This window comes from Pseudomonas fragi (assembly GCF_900105835.1).
In the GTDB taxonomy this organism is placed as follows: Bacteria; Pseudomonadota; Gammaproteobacteria; order Pseudomonadales; family Pseudomonadaceae; genus Aquipseudomonas; species Aquipseudomonas fragi.
The window spans coordinates 328,257-347,587 of the sequence record NZ_LT629783.1; the positions used below are offsets into that span (position 1 = coordinate 328,257).

At 63.2% G+C, this 19,331-nt stretch carries 12 protein-coding genes; 1 reads left to right on the forward strand and 11 read right to left on the reverse strand.

Features of this window, described 5'->3' with window-relative positions; all coding sequences use genetic code 11:
* Positions 1-76 precede the first annotated feature (76 nt).
* The 11 genes from BLU25_RS01480 to BLU25_RS01530 form a co-directional block, all read right to left on the reverse strand.
* On the reverse strand, positions 77-664 hold the full coding sequence (locus tag BLU25_RS01480; protein ID WP_016780586.1) for a glutathione S-transferase: 588 nt from the start codon (positions 662-664) through the stop codon (positions 77-79).
* Positions 661-4,302, reverse strand: coding sequence for an AAA family ATPase (locus BLU25_RS01485; RefSeq protein WP_016780587.1), 3,642 nt, complete (start codon positions 4,300-4,302; stop codon positions 661-663). The genes BLU25_RS01480 and BLU25_RS01485 overlap by 4 nt, the downstream gene beginning before the upstream one ends.
* Complete coding sequence (locus tag BLU25_RS01490; RefSeq protein WP_083369486.1) at positions 4,299-5,540, reverse strand: exonuclease SbcCD subunit D C-terminal domain-containing protein; 1,242 nt, start codon at positions 5,538-5,540, stop codon at positions 4,299-4,301. The genes BLU25_RS01485 and BLU25_RS01490 overlap by 4 nt, the downstream gene beginning before the upstream one ends.
* Positions 5,541-5,606: 66 nt before the next feature.
* Positions 5,607-7,241 (reverse strand): BatD family protein, encoded by a 1,635-nt coding sequence (locus BLU25_RS01495; protein ID WP_016780589.1) that lies wholly within the window; start codon positions 7,239-7,241, stop codon positions 5,607-5,609.
* Complete coding sequence (locus tag BLU25_RS01500) at positions 7,238-8,971, reverse strand: vWA domain-containing protein (protein WP_083369487.1); 1,734 nt, start codon at positions 8,969-8,971, stop codon at positions 7,238-7,240. The genes BLU25_RS01495 and BLU25_RS01500 overlap by 4 nt, the downstream gene beginning before the upstream one ends.
* Positions 8,968-10,044, reverse strand: a complete 1,077-nt coding sequence (locus tag BLU25_RS01505; RefSeq protein WP_016780591.1) for a vWA domain-containing protein — start codon at positions 10,042-10,044, stop codon at positions 8,968-8,970. Before BLU25_RS01505 ends, BLU25_RS01500 begins: the two co-directional genes overlap by 4 nt.
* The gene (locus BLU25_RS01510; RefSeq protein WP_016780592.1) at positions 10,037-10,531 is read right to left on the reverse strand and encodes a DUF4381 domain-containing protein; all 495 of its coding nucleotides are present in this window, start codon (positions 10,529-10,531) and stop codon (positions 10,037-10,039) included. The genes BLU25_RS01505 and BLU25_RS01510 overlap by 8 nt, the downstream gene beginning before the upstream one ends.
* Positions 10,528-11,472 carry a DUF58 domain-containing protein gene (locus BLU25_RS01515; protein WP_016780593.1) on the reverse strand — a complete coding sequence of 315 codons (945 nt, stop codon included), beginning with the start codon at positions 11,470-11,472 and terminating at the stop codon, positions 10,528-10,530. The genes BLU25_RS01510 and BLU25_RS01515 overlap by 4 nt, the downstream gene beginning before the upstream one ends.
* Before the next feature lie 3 nt (positions 11,473-11,475).
* Positions 11,476-12,435: an AAA family ATPase gene (locus BLU25_RS01520; RefSeq protein ID WP_016780594.1), complete on the reverse strand. Its 960-nt coding sequence runs from the start codon at positions 12,433-12,435 to the stop codon at positions 11,476-11,478.
* Positions 12,436-12,791: 356 nt separating this feature from the next.
* Positions 12,792-13,538 carry an amidohydrolase family protein gene (locus tag BLU25_RS01525; RefSeq protein WP_016780595.1) on the reverse strand — a complete coding sequence of 249 codons (747 nt, stop codon included), beginning with the start codon at positions 13,536-13,538 and terminating at the stop codon, positions 12,792-12,794.
* Between the two features lie 37 nt (positions 13,539-13,575).
* On the reverse strand, positions 13,576-13,929 hold the full coding sequence (locus tag BLU25_RS01530; RefSeq protein ID WP_016780596.1) for a hypothetical protein: 354 nt from the start codon (positions 13,927-13,929) through the stop codon (positions 13,576-13,578).
* Between the two features lie 482 nt (positions 13,930-14,411).
* Here BLU25_RS01530 and BLU25_RS01535 point away from each other — a divergent pair, with 482 nt between their 5' ends.
* On the forward strand, positions 14,412-19,268 hold the full coding sequence (locus BLU25_RS01535) for an NAD-glutamate dehydrogenase (protein WP_016780597.1): 4,857 nt from the start codon (positions 14,412-14,414) through the stop codon (positions 19,266-19,268).
* Positions 19,269-19,331: the final 63 nt, after the last annotated feature.

Genomic DNA, 19,331 nt, shown 5'->3' on the forward strand with positions numbered 1-19,331 from the left:
ATCACCACGGTTGGCCGGACAGACCGTAGCGCTTGCATCGCGAGCAAGCCCGCTCCCACAGGGGGAGTGAGTGGGTTCAGGTTTTTTTCATCACCGAGCCAAACAACTCCGACGCCAAAAACCGCTCCAGCCAGGCATTCAAATGCGGCAACGGCGCTTGCGCAAACCACTCGCGATCAACATGGGCAAACTGCCGCACAAACGGCGCCAGGGCCACATCCACCAGGCTCAGCGCAGGCCCCGCAAGGTAAGGCGTATGCGCCAGCAAATCTTCCAGCCGCTGCAAATACCCGACACCCTGTGCCCGGTAGTGCTCCATCGGCTGCTCGGGGTAGCGGATGGCATATTTGTAGCGGTCCAGCAGCACCTTGAAGACGCTGTCATTCGCCTCGATCAGCCCTGCGTGATCTGCTTGCAACCAGTTGTCCGGGTCATGTTGGCGCAATGCCCAGTGCATGATCTCCAGGCTTTGCTCGATCACCCGACCATCAGCACACACCAGCACCGGCACCGTGCCCTTGGGCGAGGCAGCGAGCATTTCGGCCGGTTTGGCCTTGAGGCTGACCTCGACGATAGACAGCGGCACGCCGCTGTAACGCAAGGCCATGCGCGCTCGCATGGCATAGGGGCAGCGGCGGAAGGAATACAGTACGTGTTCGTTCATTTCACCTCCACGGTGCTCAAACCGTTGCCCTGGCGCTGCACCTGGATTTGCACCGGAATACGCTCGTGCATTTCCTGCACATGGGAAATCACCCCGACCTTGCGCCCTTGGGCCTGCAAGCCGTCCAGGGCATCCATCGCCAGTTGCAGCGACTCGGGGTCAAGGCTGCCAAAGCCCTCGTCGATAAACAGCGATTCGATTTTCAGGGTGCTGGAGGCCATCGACGCCAGCCCCAGGGCCAGGGCCAGCGATACCAGGAAAGTTTCGCCCCCCGACAGTGAATGCACCGAGCGCAGTTCGTCGCCCATTTCGGTGTCCATCACCAGCAGGCCCAGCATGCTGCCGCCGCGCTTGAGGCGGTAGCGACGGACCAGCTGGCGCAGTTGCGCATTGGCGTGATGCACCAGCAGGTCGAGGTTGTAGGCCTGGGCGATTTTGCGGAATTTGTCGCCTGTGCCCGAACCGATCAGTTCACTGAGGCGCGCCCAGCGCTGCCATTGGTCATAGGTCTGGCTGATGCGTTGGCTCAGGGCCTGATTGGCCTGCTGGCGACGCTGGTCTTCGCTTTGCCGGGCGCGCAGTTCGGCACACAGTTGCTCGCTGGCGGCCAGTTGGGCGTGCACTGCCACAAGGGCGCTGTCGAGGGCTTCGGCGTCCAGGTTGCCGTTGGCCAGTGCTTGATGCCGGGCCAGGCGCTCTTCGCGCTCTTGCAGCAGTACACGGCCCTGTTCGACCGCTTTTTCACTGTGTTGCAGCTGCAGGCGCAGTTTGCGAACCTGTTCGTCATCCTGGGCCAGCAGCTGTTGCAAGCGCTGGTCATCAAGCTCGCCGTGTTGCGCGCGCCAATGTTGGAGCAGGGCGCTGAGGTTGCCGTGTTCCTGTTGCAGGGCCTGCAGGCGGGCTTGCCCGGCCTTGAGTTCGGCAGCCAGTTGCAGCTGCTGGTTGGCGCAGGCTTGCAGGGCTTGCTCGGCCCGGGCCTGGGCTGTACGCGTGTGTTCGAGCGCATGCTCCAGGGCCTGCTGCCAGTGTTCGGCGCTGGGGAAGTCGCCCAGTAACTGCTTGAGGGTGTGCTGGCTGGCCTGGTGCTGTGCGCTCAGTTCGCCAAGCGAGCTTTGCAGGGTCTCCAGTTCCTTGCGGCGGCTGGCTTGCTGGTACTGCTCACGCTCGATGCTGCTGGTTCGCTCCAGCTGTTCGGCCTGTTCGTCGCGCTGCTGGTCGAGTTGGGCCACGCGCTCAGCCACTTGCTGGTCGAGGGCCATAAAGCAGGCCGAGGCGTTATCGCGCAGGGCCGTGAGGGTGGCCGCGGGCAAGAGGCTGGCAAACGCGGTGAGTTCGTCCTCAAGGCGCTGGCTGTCGGCATTCAGATGGGCTTGCTGCTCGCTCAGCTGTTGGCTCGCAAGTGTGCTGGCTTCGGTGCAGCGCTGCACTTGCTGTTGCAGGTGGGCCGCTTCCTTTTGCAGGGCCAGCAGCGCGTTCTGGCGTTGCTCGTCCTGGGTAATGCTGTGTTGCAGCTGGCTCAGGCGCAGGGCCAGCCACGGCTCGCGCTTGTCCGGCGCCTGGGCCAGCCATTGTGGGTACAGCGGGTGGGCTTCAAGGCTCGGGGCCAGGGCCTGTTGCTCTTGATGGATACGCTCCTGCTGCTGCAAAAACTCTTTTTGCTGGGCAATCAGGCCGCCGACTTTTTCCCGCAACTGGGCCAGGGTTTCCTTGAGCCCGTCGACCACTGCGCGGGCATTGGTCTCTTCCTGTTCATCGTGACGGCTGAGGCTGTGCAGCAAGGCTTCGGGCTGATGATAGGGGTGCTCGGCACTGCCGCACACCGGGCAGGGCTGGTCGTCCTGCAACTGCCCGCGCAGTTCTTCGACGCTGGCACTGCGGGCCAGGCGCTGGCGCTCCAGCAGTTGGCGGGTGACCTGCAAGGTTTGCTCGGCCTTCTCAAGTTCGGCCTTGGCCTGAATGCCTTGCTGGCTCAGGCGCTCGCGTTCCTGCTGCACGCTGTGTTGCTTGGCTTGCAGCTCCTGCAGGCGCGTATCGAGGGCCTGCTGGCTGCTGCACAAACGCTGTAAGTCTTCAAAGGCGCGCTGTTGCTGGCGGTTGTCGTTGAGCAGGCTGCCCAGGGTCTGGATCTGTTCGTTGACCGCATGGGGTTCGGCGCCGGCTTCCTGAAACAGGATTTCCAGGCTGTTGCGCAGTTCGGTGAGTTGTTGCGCAGCCTGTTGGGCACGCTGCTCAAGGCCGGGCAGTTCCTTGCGCCCGGTGCTGAGGTTATTGCTTAGCCGCACCAGTTGCTGAAGCCTTGGCCGGTAGGCATCCCAGGCGCTGGCCAGGGGGGCCAGTTCGCTGCTGCGTTCAAGCTGCGCGGCAATGTGCGCAAGGCGTTGGCTGCCTTGTTGCTGGCGCTCGAGCAGGGCGTTGAGGGCCTGCTGCCCCTGGTTGCAGGCCTGCTCGGCCTGCTGCTGCAGGGCTTGCTGGGTGTTGAGGGTTTGGGTCAGGCGCGCGAGGTTGGCCTGCTCCAGCAGGGCTTGCTGCACCCGCGGTGCCGCTTCCCGTTGCTCGGCCTGCGCCTGGGTGGCCGCCAGTTTGGCCTGGTGCAGTTCGGCTTCCAGCTGGGCCTGGTGCTGGCCCAGTTCGGTTTGTAGCTGCAAATACCCGTTGATCTGCTCTGCCAGCGGGCTCAGTTGCGCATTGAGTTCGGCGAGGCGGGCGAACTGATGGCGCTGCGGCGCCAGTTGCTCCAGCAGATGCAGGGTCTGGCGCTGTTCGGCCTGGCTGTCGTACAGGGCTTGGGCCTGCTGCAACTGGTCGGCTGCATGCTGTCGTTGTTCTTGCAGCTCGTTCAGGGTCTTGAGCCAGCTGTGTTGTTGTTCCAGCTGCTTGAGCTGGCCTTGCTGGTCTTTTAATTGCTGCTGCGCCAGGGTGAAGCGCTGATCCAGTTCGGCGCGGGCCTCGGGCTCCAGAGGGGTGACGCCGACGGCCTGGTCCTGCAGCAGCTTGTGCGCGTCCTTGGCTTCCTTGGCCTTGTCGAATGCGCGCTTGCCCAGGCGGGTGTAGAGGGCGGTGTCAGTGAGTTTCTCCAGCAGTTCGCTGCGTTCGTTGTCATCGGCTTTGAGAAAGGCGCTGAACTCGCTCTGGGCCAGCATCACGGCACGGGTGAACTGTTCGAAGTTCAAGCCCAGGCGTGCTTCGAGCTGGACCTTGTAATCCCCTTTCTGGCTGGCCAGCAGTTGGTCGCTGTCCAGGTCACGCAGGCTCTGGCGGCTGGCCTGCAGTTTGCCGGTGGCCTTTTCGCGGGCGCGGTTGGCTTCCCAGCGGGCGCGGTAGCGGCGCCCGTCGATGCCGACAAAGTCGACTTCGGCATAGCCCTCACCGGTGCCACGGCGCAGCAGGGTGCGCGGGTCGCCGGTGGCAATCTCGCCGTCAGCATCCGGAACCTTGGCATCGCGGCCGGTGTTGTTCAGCCGTGGCACGGCGCCAAACAGGGCCAGGCACAGGGCGTCGAGCAGGGTGCTTTTGCCGGCGCCGGTGGGGCCGGTGATGGCGAACAGCCCGGCGCTGGCCAGGGGCTCGGCGGTAAAGTCCAGCTCGAAGGGGCCGGCCAGGGAGGCGAGGTTTTTCAGGCGGATGGCGAGGATTTTCATGGCTGTTCACCTTCCTGCTGGACTTCCTGCAGCAGCACGGCAAAGTCCTTGAGGGTCTGTTCGTCGGCTTCGCTGCCGTAGTTTTCCTGCCAGGCGCGGCTGAACAGCTCCTGGGGGCTGAGCTGGTCGAGTTCGATCAGGCGCGTGCCGTCGTCATCGTCGCGGCCGGCGCTGCCGGCGTACTCGGCGCCAATGCGGACCAGGCGCACGGATTTACCCTGCAAGGCGGTTTCGATCTGCTGGCGCAGGTCAGGCTGCGGCTCATCGAGCTTGACCCGCACCTCCAGCCAGGGCTGGCGCTGCAGGTCGGCAAGCAGGTCGATATCCGCCAGTTCAGCCAGTTGCGCAAGCACGTCGGCCAGGGGCAGCGGGCCGATGCGCTGCAGGTTGACTGCGCGGGGGATCAGGCGCGATTCAACGCTGACCAGGGTTTCGCCCTTGAGGGTGACATCGAGGATCTGGTGCTGGTAGCCGATTTCCGAGAAGGACAACGGGATCGGCGAGCCGCAATAGCGGATGCGTTCTTCGCCATTGACCCGCTGCGGCTTGTGCAAATGGCCCAGGGCGACGTAGCTGATATCGGGGCCAAACAGGCTGGCGGGCAGGGCCTCGGCATTGCCGATAATCAGGCTGCGTTCGGAATCTTCGCTGACAGAGCCACCGGCCATATGGGCGTGGCTGATGGCAATCAGCGCCTGGCCCTTCTTGCGCTTGGCATTGGCGGCCTCGATCAGCCACTCATGGACCTGGCCGATACCGCGCAGGTAGTCATCCCCCAGGTGCGCGCCGGTGACTTCGGCCGGGCGCAAAAACGGCAGCGCCAGGCACCAGGCGGCAATCTTGCCCTTGGCGTCGGGCAGGGGGATGAGCAGGCGTTCGGCATCGAGCTGGCCGTCGTCAAGCCACAATACCCGGCCCAGGGCATGGGTGCGCAAACGGCGCATCAAGGGCCCGGGCAGTTCGATCCGTGAGCCGGAGTCGTGGTTGCCGGCGATCATCACGATGGTCAGCTTGGGCTGTTGTTCGTGAGCACTGACGATAAAGTCGTAGAGCCGCTCCTGGGCCTTCACCGGCGGGTTGACGGTGTCGAAGATGTCCCCGGCAATCAGTAGCACATCGGGTTGCTCGCTGGCCAGTTGGGCCAGCAGCCAAGTGAGAAAACAGGCGTGCTCGAAGTCGCGGTCCTGGCCGTGGAGGTTTTGCCCCAGGTGCCAGTCGGAAGTGTGAAACAGGCGCATAACAGGATCCGTTTGAAAATGGGCTGGCAACCCGCTCGCTCGGGCGGGCACGGGTTGCCTGGGCAATTATTTGGGGTAGAGCGGCGGCAGGCTGCTGGGTTCGCTGGCGGCGTCTTGCTCACGCTCGGTGGCAGGAATGCTGCGAATGGCTTTCCACAGCTCCTCGCCTTGCCAGTACTGGCCGGTTTCGCTGTAGAGCGCGCCATTGAGGCCGTCGAGGGCATCGGACAGCGGCACAAAGCGCGCCGCCATGTCGGCCAGGGTTTCCGGCTGTTGCCGCGCCCAGGCATCCAGGGCCTGGCGGGTGGCCTGGGGGTCGTTGGCCAGGCTGGCGCGCTTGAGGTCGTCGAGCAAGCTGCGCGGGCTTGGCCCGGTTTGCGCGGCACGCGAGATCGCCGGTTGCCAGCGCGCACGCCACCACAGGGCCAGGCTCGCCAGGGTGGTACAGGCGAGCAGCAGGGTGCTGAGCTGCCAGAGCCACAGCGATGACGCTTCGTTGAATGCCGTCGGCGTACCGCTGGCGGGGGTGTCCACGGTCTGGTTGGGGTTGGCCGCTGCCAGCAGGGTACGGGCCGGCAGGTAGGTGTGCTCCAGATGGTCTTCGTGGGTGTTCCACCACACCACTTCGACGGCGGGCAGTTCGATTTGCCCGACCCGGGTCGGCACCAGGGCTTCACGCTCCTCGCGACTGCCGATCAGGCCATTTTCGGTTACCTGGTTGCTCAATTGCGGCAAGTCGGGGTAGCGCCGCAGGCCGTTGACGTCGGTGGCGGGCAGGGGCGGTAACTGGGCGCTGGACAGGCCTTCGGCCTTGAGGGTCAGGGTGCGGGTCAGGGACTCCCCGACCATGGTGTGGTCAGGCTCGGGGTTCCAGGTTTCGCTCAGGCTCAGGCTGCGCGCCGGCAACCAGGGGGCATTGGCCGGCCAGGTGTCGGGTTTGGGCAAGACGCTCAACGGTATTTCGGCGGATGTCACATGCACCATCTTGCCCGGTTTCGGCCCAAGGGGGGCCGGGGCGCTGGCTTGCTGGCTGTCAACCTGGGTGGCGCTGAAGGTTTGCGCCGGGATGATCAGCTCGCCGCTGCGCTGCGGGTAAATACCGTAGCGGCGTTCGATTACACCGTGGCGTACGCCGTTGATCAGTTTTTCATAGGTGCGCGACTCGCCCAGTTGCTCGACGATGGCGTCGTCCAGGTGCAGGGTGGTCAGGCTGCTGTCGTCGTACAGCGCCACGGAGTGGTAGATGCGCAGGGTCAGCAAGGCCTGGGCCTGCACATAAACACTGGGCTGGTCGAGGCTGGCTTCGATAAATACCGGGGCCAGTGCGTTGTCGCTGGCCACGCTCTGGGTCACGGTGAGGGTGATCGGCTGGCTGTGGTAGTCGCCGACTTGCAGCGACGGGATGATCACCGTGCCGGTCTGTTTGGGTTGCAGGGTGATCATCCAGCGCGTGGTGCCCTTGTTGTCGTCGCTGAGGCTGTTGAGCTGGTTGACCTGGCGGGTGCCGCGCACTTCAAACAGGCCGTCCAGCGGCGCCAGGTCGGGTTTGCCGAACTGGGTGACGTCGTCGGATTCCAGGGTCAGTTCAACGGTTTCCCCGGAGTTGAGCTGGTCGCGGTCAACGCTGGCGACCAGGCCCAGGGCGTGCGCCGGCAAGGTCCAGCAACACAGCAAAAGAAGCAAAACACAGAGGCGGTTCATTTGGGCGTGTCCTGATGGAGCTGCTGTTCGTACCAGAATTTGCGCCGCAACAATTCGCCGGGGTTGTCGGGGATCTGTCTGAGCCATTGTTCAAGGGCCTGGCGTTGTTCTTCTGCGGTCTGGTTGGCGGTGGGTACAGGTGCCCGCGTGGTCTGCTCGTCGCCAGGTTCGCCATCGGCGTGCGGGGCGGGTTCGGGGTCGAGCTGCTCGTCGGGCACAGGCTCGGTGGCGGGGTTGCTGGCCGAGCTGTGCTCTTCATTATTGTGCGTGGTGCTGCTGGCGGAGCTCTGGGCGCTGGAGCTGAGCGGGGTTTCAGACTCGGCAGGCGCAGGTGGCTCGGCGGGCTGCTCGCTTTGGGCTGCGGCGCGTTGCTGCTCCAGCAGTTTTTCAACCAGGGCTTTGTTTTGCGCGGCGGCCTCAAGCTCCGGTTGCAGCTCCAGTGCTTGCTCCCAGGCGTCGATGGCCGCCTCCAGTTCGCCATTCATGGCTAGGGCATTGCCGCGATTATAGTGGGCGCTGGCGCTGTTGACCTCGGCAAAACGCTGGGCTGCGCCGGCATAGTCGCCCGCGCGGTACAGGGCCACACCTTGCCAGAGCGGGTCACTGAAGTGCTCCACGGCCAGCAGCGGCTTGTTTTGCTGCAGCAGGCGCAGGCCCTGTTGGTCGGGGCGCAGCCACAGGTCGGTAAAGCTCATGGCCTGGGCTGGCTGCGGTTGCAGGATAAACACCAGGGGCAGGCAGAACAGCCAGCCACGGCGGCCCGCGCAGGCCACCAGCAGCAGAAGCGGCAGCAACAGCCAGTAACCCTGGTCGGCCCAGCTGTCCAGTTGCAGGGTCTGGCCGTTATCGCGCAGGTGGCGCGGGTCGTCGAGCAGGCCCAGGCCACGCAGGTCGTTGTCATCCAGGCGCGCCTGGCGATAGCGGCCGCCCACATCCAGGGCAAAGGCGCGCAGGCTCGGGCTGTCGAGGCGCGGCAGGAGAATGGCACCCTGATCGTCCTTGAGGAACTGCCCGCTTTCATCGACCACCGGCGCGCCCTCGCGGCTGCCAATGCCCAGGATCAGCAATTGCGGGGCGTGGCCCTGCAAGGCCTGGCGGATGCCGCTGCGTTCCTGTTCGCTGAGCGATGAGGTGATCAGCAGCAGGCGGCCCTGGCCCAGTGCGCCCTGGTCCAGCAGCGTCAGGGCCTTGTCGATGGCCAGGTCGGCGCGATGCCCCGGCTGCGGCATGATCGACGGCTTGAGGGCTTCGAGCAGGTTGCGGCTGGTGCCCATGTCATCAGACAGCGGCACCAGAGTGTGGGCACTGCCGGCGTAGACGATCACCGCGGTTTGCGCGTCGCTGCGATTTTGCAGCAAGTCGTAGAGCTTGCGCCGTGCCTGCTCCAGGCGGTTGGGCGAGCTGTCGGTGGCGAGCATTTCGGGTGTCAGTTCGAGCATCACCACCAGCGGGTCTTCGGGCTTTTGCGTGGCTTGCTCAACACGTTGCCAGCTGGGGCCGAGCAATGCCAGCAGGGCCAGCAGCCAGCCAAGCCCGAGGGCGATCCATGGCAATTTGCTGCTGCGGCCAGTGCCGCCGCTGAGCAACACCCGATGAAAGGCCACGGGCAGGATTTTTTGCCAGCGGCCAGCACGTTTTTCCCGGTGCCAGCGTTGCCACAGCAGCCAGCCGAGCAGGGGCAGGGCCAGCAGCCATTCGGGGCGCAACCAGTGCGGCCAGAGCATGCTCATCGGCGCCTGCGCAGACGCAGGCGCTTGAGGCGCGCCCGCCAGTCAGGGTGTTGTTGCAGAAAATGCTCCTTGCTCAGCCAGCGTTGCACGCGGTTGTTGGGCCACAGCTCGCGGATCACCAGCAGCACGCTGAGCAACAGCGCCGCAGCCAGCGGCCAGCTGTAGAGTGCCTGTGCCGGGCGCGCCTGGGTTGGTTGCTGGGCCACGGGTTCCAGTTGGTCGAGGGTGTCCTTGATGGCCGCCAGTTCGCCGCCGTTGCGGGCGCGGAAGTAGCGGCCACCGGTGACCTGGGCGATCTCTTCGAGTGCCGGCTCGTCAAGGTCGACCCCGGGGTTGATGGTGAACATGCCCTTGCTGCTGCTTTCTTCAGGGTCGGCGCCGATACCGATCGGGTAGATCTTGACCCCCTCTTCAGCGGCCAGGCGGGCGGCGGTCAGCGGGTCGATCTGCCCGCCGTTGTTGGCGCCATCGGTAATCAGGATCAGCACCCGGCTCTGCGCCGGACGCTGGCGCAGGCGCTTGAGGGCCAGGCCAATAGCGTCGCCAATGGCTGTGTTCTTGCCGGCGATGCCGATACGCGCTTCGTCGAGCCAGGTGTGTACGGTGTGGCGGTCGAAGGTCAAGGGGGCCTGCAGATAGGCCTGGCTGCCGAACAGGATCAGGCCGACGCGGTCGCCTTCGCGGTTTTCCAGAAACTCGCCGAGCAGGTTCTTCACTAGGTCCAGGCGGGTGACATCTTCGCCCTGCCATTGCATGTCGGGGTAGTCCATCGACCCCGACACATCCACCGCCACCAGCAAGTCACGCCCACTGGCGGCAATCGGCAGCGGCTCGCCCAGCCATTGCGGGCGGGCGGCGGCGCTCAACAACAGCAGCCAGAGCAGCACAAAGGGGATTTGCTGACGCCAGGAAGGCAGGGTGGTGCGGGCCTTGCGCCGGGCCAGTTGTTCGAGGTCACTGAGAAAACTGACCTGCAGCGCCGCCTCGCCGCTGTCGGCAGGCGGCAGCACCAGGCGCATCAGCCAGGGCAGGGGCAGCAGGGCGAAGAGCCACGGCCAGGCAAATTCAAACATGTTTTCGAATCCAGGTTTCAACCGCCTGATTGAGCCCGGCGATGGCCTTGTCGTCGAGTTTGCATTCAGGTTTGTAAGCGCCTTCGACCAGCACCATCCAGCGGGTCAGGCCGGCAGCCGGGCAGCGGTTATCCAGGAATGCCAGCCACTTGCGGCCATTGAGAGTGTGGCTCTGGCTGTAGGGATAGTGGTTGCGGCACAGGCGCTTGAGCAGGCCGTTGAGTTGCTGCAGCCAGGCGCCGGCGGGCGCGCCGTCGTAGGGCTTGGGAAAACGCGCCAGTTCTTCCAGGGCGGCCAGGCGCACCGGGTCCAGCGGTTGTTCGGCACGAGCCGGCTGGCGCTTGGCGGGCAGGTAGCGGCGCAGCCACCACAGGCCCCAGCCCAGCGCAGGCAGCACGATCAGCAGCAGCCACCAGCCCGGCGCTGGCGGCCACAGGCCGACCGCGGGCGGGGTGATCAGCGGTTGCAGTTGTTCGAGTTCTTTCATGAGGCTTTGCCGGGGCGTTTGGCGTTGAGGTATTCGCGCAGCTGTTCGACCATTTCGCTTTGCGTGCTCAGCGGCATGAGCAACACCCGTAATTTTTGCGCCAACAGTTCCCAGCGTGCAATACGGGCCTCGGCCTGGGCCCGGTAGGCCTGGCGCAGATCATAGTTGAGGGTGTCCAGCTCCAGCTGTGCACCGCGCTCGGCAAAGCGCAGCAGCCCGGCGGCGGGCAGGGCATGGTCGAGGGGGTCGGACAACGGCAGCAGCATCAGATCGCAATGGCGCGACAGCAGGCTCAGTTGCTGTTCGGCGGCGTCCGTGAGGGCGCGCTCATCGCAGATCACGATCACCAGGCTGCCGGGGCGCAACACTTCGCGGGCGCGGATCAGGGCCATGCCCAGGGCATCGCGGTCCGATTGCACCTCGGTATGCAGGGACTGGTTGACCCGCACCAGGCGGTTGAGCAGTTGCAGCAGGCTTTGTTTGCTGCGCCGAGGCTTGATTTCATAGTGTTCATGGTCGCCAAACACCAACCCGCCGACACGGTCGTTATGGCCCAGCGCGGCCCAGCCGATCAGGCTGGCGGCCTGGGCGGCGAGCACCGACTTGAACATCAGCCCCGAACCGAAAAACAGCCGGCGGCTTTGTTCGGCGAGGATAAAGATCGGCCGCTCGCGCTCCTCATGGAACATCTTGGTATGAGGTTCCTGGGTGCGGGCGGTGACGCGCCAGTCGATGGTGCGTACATCGTCGCCGGCCTGATAGACCCGTACCTGGTCGAAGTCGACCCCGCGCCCGCGCAGCTTGGAGTGATGCAAGCCCACCAGCGGGCTGCGCTGGCTTGGCGAAGAAAACAGCTGCACCTCGCGCACCCGGTGACGCATCTCGATGAGTTGCGCCAGGGTGATGCGGATACCGGGCTCGGCGGGCAGGGGGGTGTTCATCGGTCAGGCAACGGCAACGACGTCGAGGATGCGCTGCACCACGCGGTCCTGGTCGATACCGGCGGCCTCGGCTTCGAACGACAGGATGATGCGGTGGCGCAGCACGTCAAACAACACGGCCTGGATGTCTTCGGGGCTGACAAAGTCGCGCCCGGCCAGCCAGGCATGGGCCCGTGCGCAGCGGTCCAGGGCAATCGAGCCACGCGGGCTGGCGCCGTAGGCGATCCATTCGGCCATTTCCGGGTCGAACTTGCCCGGAGTACGGGTGGCCATCACCAGTTGCACCAGGTACTCCTCCACCGCATCGGCCATGTACAGGCCGAGGATCTCCTTGCGTGCGGCGAAGATGGCCTGCTGGCTGACCCGGCGCTCGGGTTTGGTTTCGCCATTGAGCGCCTCGCCACGGGCCTGCTGCAGGATGCGGCGCTCGACGGCGGCGTCCGGGAAGCCGATTTTTACATGCATCAGAAAACGGTCGAGCTGGGCCTCGGGCAGCGGGTAGGTGCCTTCCTGCTCGATGGGGTTTTGCGTGGCCATCACCAAAAACAGCGGCGACAGCTCGTAGGTGCTGCGCCCGACGCTCACCTGGCGTTCGGCCATGGCTTCGAGCAGCGCCGATTGCACCTTGGCCGGGGCACGGTTGATTTCATCCGCCAGCACCAGGTTATGAAAGATCGGCCCTTGTTGAAACACGAAACTGCCGGTTTCGGGGCGATAGATCTCGGTGCCGGTGATGTCGGCGGGCAGCAGGTCGGGGGTGAACTGGATTCGATGGAACTGCGCTTCAATGCCTTCCGCCAGTTCCTTGATGGCCTTGGTCTTGGCCAGCCCGGGGGCGCCTTCGACCAGCATGTGACCGTCGGCAAGCAACGCGATCAGCAGGCGGTCGATCAACTTTTCCTGACCGAGGATCTGGGTTGAAAGAAAGGTTCGCAGCGCTAGCAGCGCTTCACGATGTTCCATCGAATACTGTTCCTGAAAAGGACACCGGCGGCGCAAGAATTACGTCGGGGCTGGGGGCGTTACTTTAATCCATTGGAGGCCTTGCGGACTAATAGCGGTGGGGCTTTTTACGGAAAAAACTGAAATGAGCCGTGTTGTTGAGAATGGTGCTCATCTGCATGGGGTATGGCGGATAAAAAGGAGGGGATGTTGCGTAGCAGCTGCCGTAGGAACGAGGCTGCGTCCGGCGGCGAAGCCGTCGTAAATCCTGAGAACCAGGTTTAACTGACACACCGCTGTGCCTGGTCTTACGACGGCTTCGCCGCCGGACGCAGCCTCGTTCCTTCGGCAGCTGCTACGGTTTAGAGCGGTTGCAATTACAGGCCGTAGAACGTCCGGGCGTTCTGCCATAAAGCTTTGTGCGCACCTTCCTCCCCCAATGCCTCAACCAGCAGGTTGATATCACTGTCCTCAAATGCACGTGGTGCGCGGGTCGAGGGCAGGTCGGTGCCAAATATCAGCACATCGGGGTTGATGCCGTGGATCTGTTGCAGCACAGGCGCTACGGCGAAATCAACCCGGCCAAAGCCGCAGGCCTTGATCCGTACACCGTGCTCCGCCAGGCGCAGCAGGCTGGGCAGGCCGTCCTGGCTCAGGCCCAGATGATCGATGCTCAGCGCAGGCAGGCGCCGCAACCGCTGCTCAAGCCCCGCCAGCTCTCGCGAGTCGATATACAGCTCTGCATGCCAGCCCACTTGCTCATGCACGCGCATGGCCAATGATTCGAGCTGGTCAAGCTGCCCGGAACCGCCGCGTTTGAGATTGAAACGCAGGGCCCGCACGCCGTGGCCATGCAGGCTTGCCAGTTCGGCATCGGTGACACTGGCGGGCAACTGGGTCACGCCCACAAACTCCGGCCCCAGGCGTTTGAGTGCCGCGATCAGGTAGCTTTGGTCATAGCCCTGGAAAGAGCCCGATACCACCGCGCCGCCAACGACCCCCAAGGGTGTGACCCGGGTCAGGTAATCATCGGCACTGAAAAACTCGGGCACATAGCCGTTGTTGGCAATCAGCGGGTAAGCGCTGTCGATGATATGGCAGTGGGCATCGAAGATCGGGGGCATGGGCACATACCTCTGGGTGGGTGCAGGAGCGGGCTTGTTACAGTTCGCTGACGTAGGTACCGGTGCCCTTGAGGATATTCTGCAGGGTCAGTTCAACTTCAGCCAGGTCTGCGGCGGCGGTGCTGTGCAGGATTTCCAGGTGGTCATCGCCCTTGAGCACATCCGTATCGCCCGCGCCGATTTCAATCAGCAGGCGGGTAGGGCTCAGGGTCACCTTGATGCCGTCCAGGGTCGAAGGCTCGTCTTCCAGGGTGATTTCCAGCTCGTCCTCGTCCGGGTAGCGGGTCATCAGGAACATCTCGCCCGTATTGGTGTGGCAACACAGCATCGCCATATTGTCTTCTTCGTCGTCGCACGGGTTGGCGAGCAGGTGGTCGGTGGTCATTTGCATGGTTAATTCCTGGCGCTCTGGGCGCGAATGGGTCGATCAGGGGGCAATTTTGCCAGCCTGAGCCGATTTGTGCAGGTTTGAATGGAACATCAGGGCAAATGCTCAGTCATTTCCGATACTGACTACGGAAACTACGGTGCTTTTATGAAGTTTTTTCGCTTGCCAATGCTAGGGTTGTTCTATGACAACCCGGGCGGTTGCGTCCCGATGACCGAATATGTCGCCGCACCGTAAGCAGGTCGTACAGCGCAGTCGTTAAGCTGCGCGGTGATTGTTATCCGTAAAGGCACAGCCTGTTTATCCGGCAGTCGTTTTTGCAGATCACCATCCCGGACGTGAATGTGACCCGTGGGTCACGGCCAGCTTCACCTCCCTGTCATGCTGTGCGTTGAAGGTGAGCTGCCAGGACAGGCCTCGCACAGTGTCGACAGCTCCAACATGCGACGCTTCTCTCAATAACAAGCCCAAGCGGAGTACCACAGATGGCGTTCTTCACCGCAGCCAGCAAAGCCGACTTCCAGCACCAACTGCAAGCGGCACTGGCGCAGCACATCAGTGAACAGGCACTGCCACAAGTGGCGCTGTTCGCCGAGCAATTCTTCGGCATCATTTCTCTGGACGAACTCACCCAACGGCGCATGTCCGACCTCGCCGGCTGCACGCTGTCGGCCTGGCGCCTGCTGGAGCGCTTCGACCCGGCCCAGCCGCAAGTACGGGTGTTCAACCCCGACTACGAGCGCCACGGCTGGCAGTCCACCCACACAGCAGTGGAAGTGCTGCACCACGACCTGCCGTTTCTGGTGGACTCGGTGCGTACCGAGCTGAACCGTCGCGGCTACAGCATCCACACCCTGCAAACCACGGTGTTGAGCGTTCGTCGCGGCAGCAAGGGCGAGCTGCTGGAAATCCTGCCCAAGGGCACCACGGGCGAAGGCGTCTCGCAAGAGTCGCTGATGTACCTGGAAATCGATCGCTGCGCCCATGCCGCCGAATTGAACGTGCTGAGCAAGGAACTGGAACAGGTTCTGGGTGAAGTGCGCATTGCAGTGGCTGACTTTGAGCCGATGAAGGCCAAGGTGCAGGAGCTGCTGGTCAGTGTCGACAACTGCCAGTACGCCGTGGATGCGGATGAGAAAGCCGAAGTCAAAAGCTTCCTGGAATGGTTGGTGGGCAACCACTTCACCTTCCTGGGCTATGAAGAATTTGTGGTACGCGACGATGCCGATGGCGGGCATATCGAATATGACGCCGACTCGTTCCTCGGCCTTACCAAGCTGCTGCGCGCCGGCCTGACCGCCGAAGACCTGCGCATCGAGGATTACGCCGTCAGCTACCTGCGCGAGCCGACCCTGCTGTCGTTCGCCAAGGCCGCACACCCGAGCCGCGTGCATCGCCCGGCTTACCCGGACTATGTGTCGATCCGCCAGATCGACGCCAGCGGCAAGGTCATCAAGGAATGCCGCTTCATGGGCCTGTACACCTCTTCGGTGTATGGCGAAAGCGTGCGGGTGATCCCGTACATCCGCCGCAAGGTCGCTGAGATCGAGCGTCGTTCGGGCTTCCAGGCCAAGGCGCACCTGGGCAAGGAACTGGCCCAGGTGGTGGAAGTGCTGCCCCGAGACGACCTGTTCCAGACCCCGGTGGACGAGCTGTTCAGCACCGTGATGTCGATCGTGCAGATCCAGGAGCGCAACAAGATTCGCGTGTTCCTGCGCAAAGACCCGTATGGCCGTTTCTGCTACTGCCTGGCCTATGTGCCGCGTGATATCTATTCCACCGAAGTGCGACAGAAAATCCAGCAGGTGCTGATGGAGCGCCTGCAGGCTTCGGATTGCGAATTCTGGACTTTCTTCTCGGAATCGGTGCTGGCCCGTGTGCAGCTGATTCTGCGGGTTGATCCAAAAAACCGCATCGATATCGATCCGCTGCTGCTGGAAAAAGAAGTCATCCAGGCCTGCCGCAGCTGGCAGGACGACTATGCCAGCCTGGTGGTCGAGAGCTTCGGTGAGGCCAATGGCACCAAGGTGCTGGCCGACTTCCCGAAAGGCTTCCCGGCAGGTTACCGCGAGCGTTTTGCTGCGCACTCGGCCGTGGTCGACATGCAGCACCTGATGAACCTGAGCGACAAGAACCCGCTGGTGATGAGCTTCTACCAGCCGCTGGGGCAAAGCGCTGGTCAGGAACTGCATTGCAAGCTGTACCACGCCGACACGCCGCTGGCGCTGTCCGACGTGCTGCCGATCCTGGAAAACCTCGGCCTGCGCGTGCTGGGTGAGTTCCCGTACCGCCTGCGTCATGCCAACGGCCGTGAATTCTGGATCCATGATTTCGCCTTTACCGCCGGTGAAGGCTTGAACCTTGATATCCAGCAACTCAACGACACGCTGCAGGATGCGTTTGTGCATATTGTGCGCGGCGATGCCGAGAATGATGCGTTCAACCGCCTGGTATTGACCGCCGGCCTGCCGTGGCGCGACGTGGCCTTGCTGCGTGCCTACGCCCGTTATCTGAAGCAGATCCGCCTGGGCTTTGACCTGGGTTATATCGCCAGTACCCTGAACAACCACACCGATATCGCCCGCGAATTGACCCGCTTGTTCAAGACCCGCTTCTACCTGGCGCGCAAGCTGACGGCCGAAGACCTCGAAGACAAGCAAGTGCGTCTGGAGCAGGCGATCCTGACGGCCCTGGACGATGTTCAGGTGCTCAACGAAGACCGTATCCTGCGTCGCTACCTGGACCTGATCAAGGCCACTCTGCGCACCAACTTCTACCAGCCGGATGCCAGCGGTCACAACCGTTCGTACTTCAGCTTCAAGTTCAACCCGCACTTGATCCCCGAGCTGCCAAAGCCGGTGCCGAAGTTTGAAATCTTCGTCTACTCGCCACGGGTTGAAGGCGTGCACTTGCGCTTCGGCAACGTGGCCCGCGGTGGCTTGCGCTGGTCCGACCGTGAAGAAGATTTCCGTACCGAAGTGCTGGGCCTGGTAAAAGCCCAGCAAGTGAAAAACTCGGTCATTGTGCCGGTGGGCGCCAAGGGCGGTTTCGTGCCGCGTCGCCTGCCATTGGGCGGCGGCCGTGACGAGATCCAGGCCGAGGCGATTGCCTGCTACCGGATCTTTATTTCCGGCCTGCTGGACATTACCGACAACCTGAAAGACGGCGCACTGGTGCCGCCGTTGAACGTGGTCCGTCACGATGACGATGACCCGTACCTGGTGGTGGCCGCCGACAAGGGCACCGCGACCTTCTCCGATATCGCCAACGGTATTGCCATCGATTACGGCTTCTGGCTGGGCGATGCGTTCGCTTCGGGCGGCTCGGCCGGTTATGACCATAAAAAGATGGGCATTACTGCCAAGGGCGCCTGGGTGGGCGTGCAGCGCCACTTCAAGGAGCGCGGGATCAACGTCCAGCAGGACAGCATCAGTGTGGTCGGCGTGGGCGATATGGCCGGCGACGTGTTCGGCAACGGTTTGCTGATGTCCGACAAGCTGCAACTGGTTGCGGCCTTTAACCACCTGCATATCTTTATCGACCCGAACCCGGAGCCGGCTAACAGCTTCGCCGAGCGTCAGCGCCTGTTCGACTTGCCGCGTTCGGCCTGGTCGGATTACGACACCAGCATCATGTCGGCGGGCGGCGGGATCTTCTCGCGCAGCGCGAAAAGCATCGCCATCTCCCCGGAGATGAAAGAGCGCTTCGCCATCAGCGCTGACAAGCTGACCCCGACCGAATTGCTCAATGCCTTGCTCAAGGCGCCGGTGGACCTGCTGTGGAACGGTGGTATCGGTACTTATGTCAAAGCCAGCAGCGAAAGCCATGCTGACGTTGGCGACAAGGCCAACGATGCGTTGCGCGTCAATGGCAACGAATTGCGCTGCAAGGTGGTGGGCGAGGGCGGCAACCTGGGCATGACCCAGTTGGGCCGTGTCGAGTTCAACCTCAACGGCGGCGGTTCCAACACCGACTTTATCGACAACGCTGGCGGCGTCGACTGCTCTGACCACGAAGTGAATATCAAGATCCTGCTCAATGAAGTGGTGCAGGCCGGCGATATGACCGAGAAGCAGCGCAACCAACTGCTGGGCAGCATGACCGACGAGGTTGGCGGTCTGGTGCTGGGCAACAACTACAAGCAGACCCAGGCGATTTCGCTGGCGGCACGCAAGGCTTACGAGCGGATTGCCGAATACAAGCGCCTGATGAACGATCTGGAAGCCCGTGGCAAGCTGGACCGTGCCATCGAGTTCCTGCCGTCTGAAGAGCAGCTTAACGAGCGCGTAGCGGGGGGCCACGGCCTGACCCGTGCCGAGTTGTCGGTGCTGATCTCGTACAGCAAGATCGACCTCAAGGAAGCACTGCTCAACTCCCAGGTACCGGATGACGACTACCTGACCCGCGACATGGAAACCGCGTTCCCGCCGATGCTGGTCAGCAAGTTTGCCGAAGCCATGCGTCGCCATCGTCTGAAGCGTGAAATCGTCAGCACCCAGATCGCCAACGATCTGGTTAACCACATGGGCATCACTTTTGTCGAACGCCTGAAAGAGTCGACCGGCATGAGTGCTGCCAACGTGGCCGGTGCCTATGTGATCGTGCGTGACATTTTCCATCTCCCGCACTGGTTCCGCCAAATCGAAGCGCTGGACTACCAGGTACCGGCTGAAATCCAGCTGGCGCTGATGGATGAACTGATGCGCCTGGGCCGTCGCGCTACGCGCTGGTTCCTGCGCAGCCGTCGCAACGAGCTGGATGCTGCACGCGATGTGGCGCACTTCGGCCCGCATCTGGCGGCGTTGGGCCTTAAGCTCGACGAACTGCTGGAAGGCCCGACCCGCGAAGGCTGGCAGACCCGTTATCAGGCTTACGTCGAAGCGGGCGTGCCGGAATTGCTGGCGCGCATGGTGGCGGGTACGACGCACCTGTACACCCTGTTGCCGATTATCGAAGCTTCGGATGTGACCGGGCAGAACGCTGCAGATGTGGCCAAGACTTACTTTGCCGTGGGCAGCGCGCTGGACCTGACCTGGTACTTGCAGCAGATCAGCAACCTGCCGGTGGAGAACAACTGGCAGGCGCTGGCGCGTGAAGCGTTCCGTGACGATATCGACTGGCAGCAGCGGGCAATTACCATTTCGGTGCTGCAGATGACCGATGCCGGTGAAAGTATCGAGGCGCGTCTTGCCTTGTGGCTTGAGCAAAACAGTTCGATGGTTGAGCGCTGGCGCGCGATGCTGGTGGATTTGCGGGCTGCCACGGGCAATGACTACGCCATGTACGCGGTAGCCAACCGCGAGCTGCTGGACCTGGCGTTGAGCGGTCAATCAGGGCTCTGACAGCCTGAGTTGTAAAACAAAGCCCCGGCTCATGTGACATGAGCCGGGGCTTTTTTGTTTGCT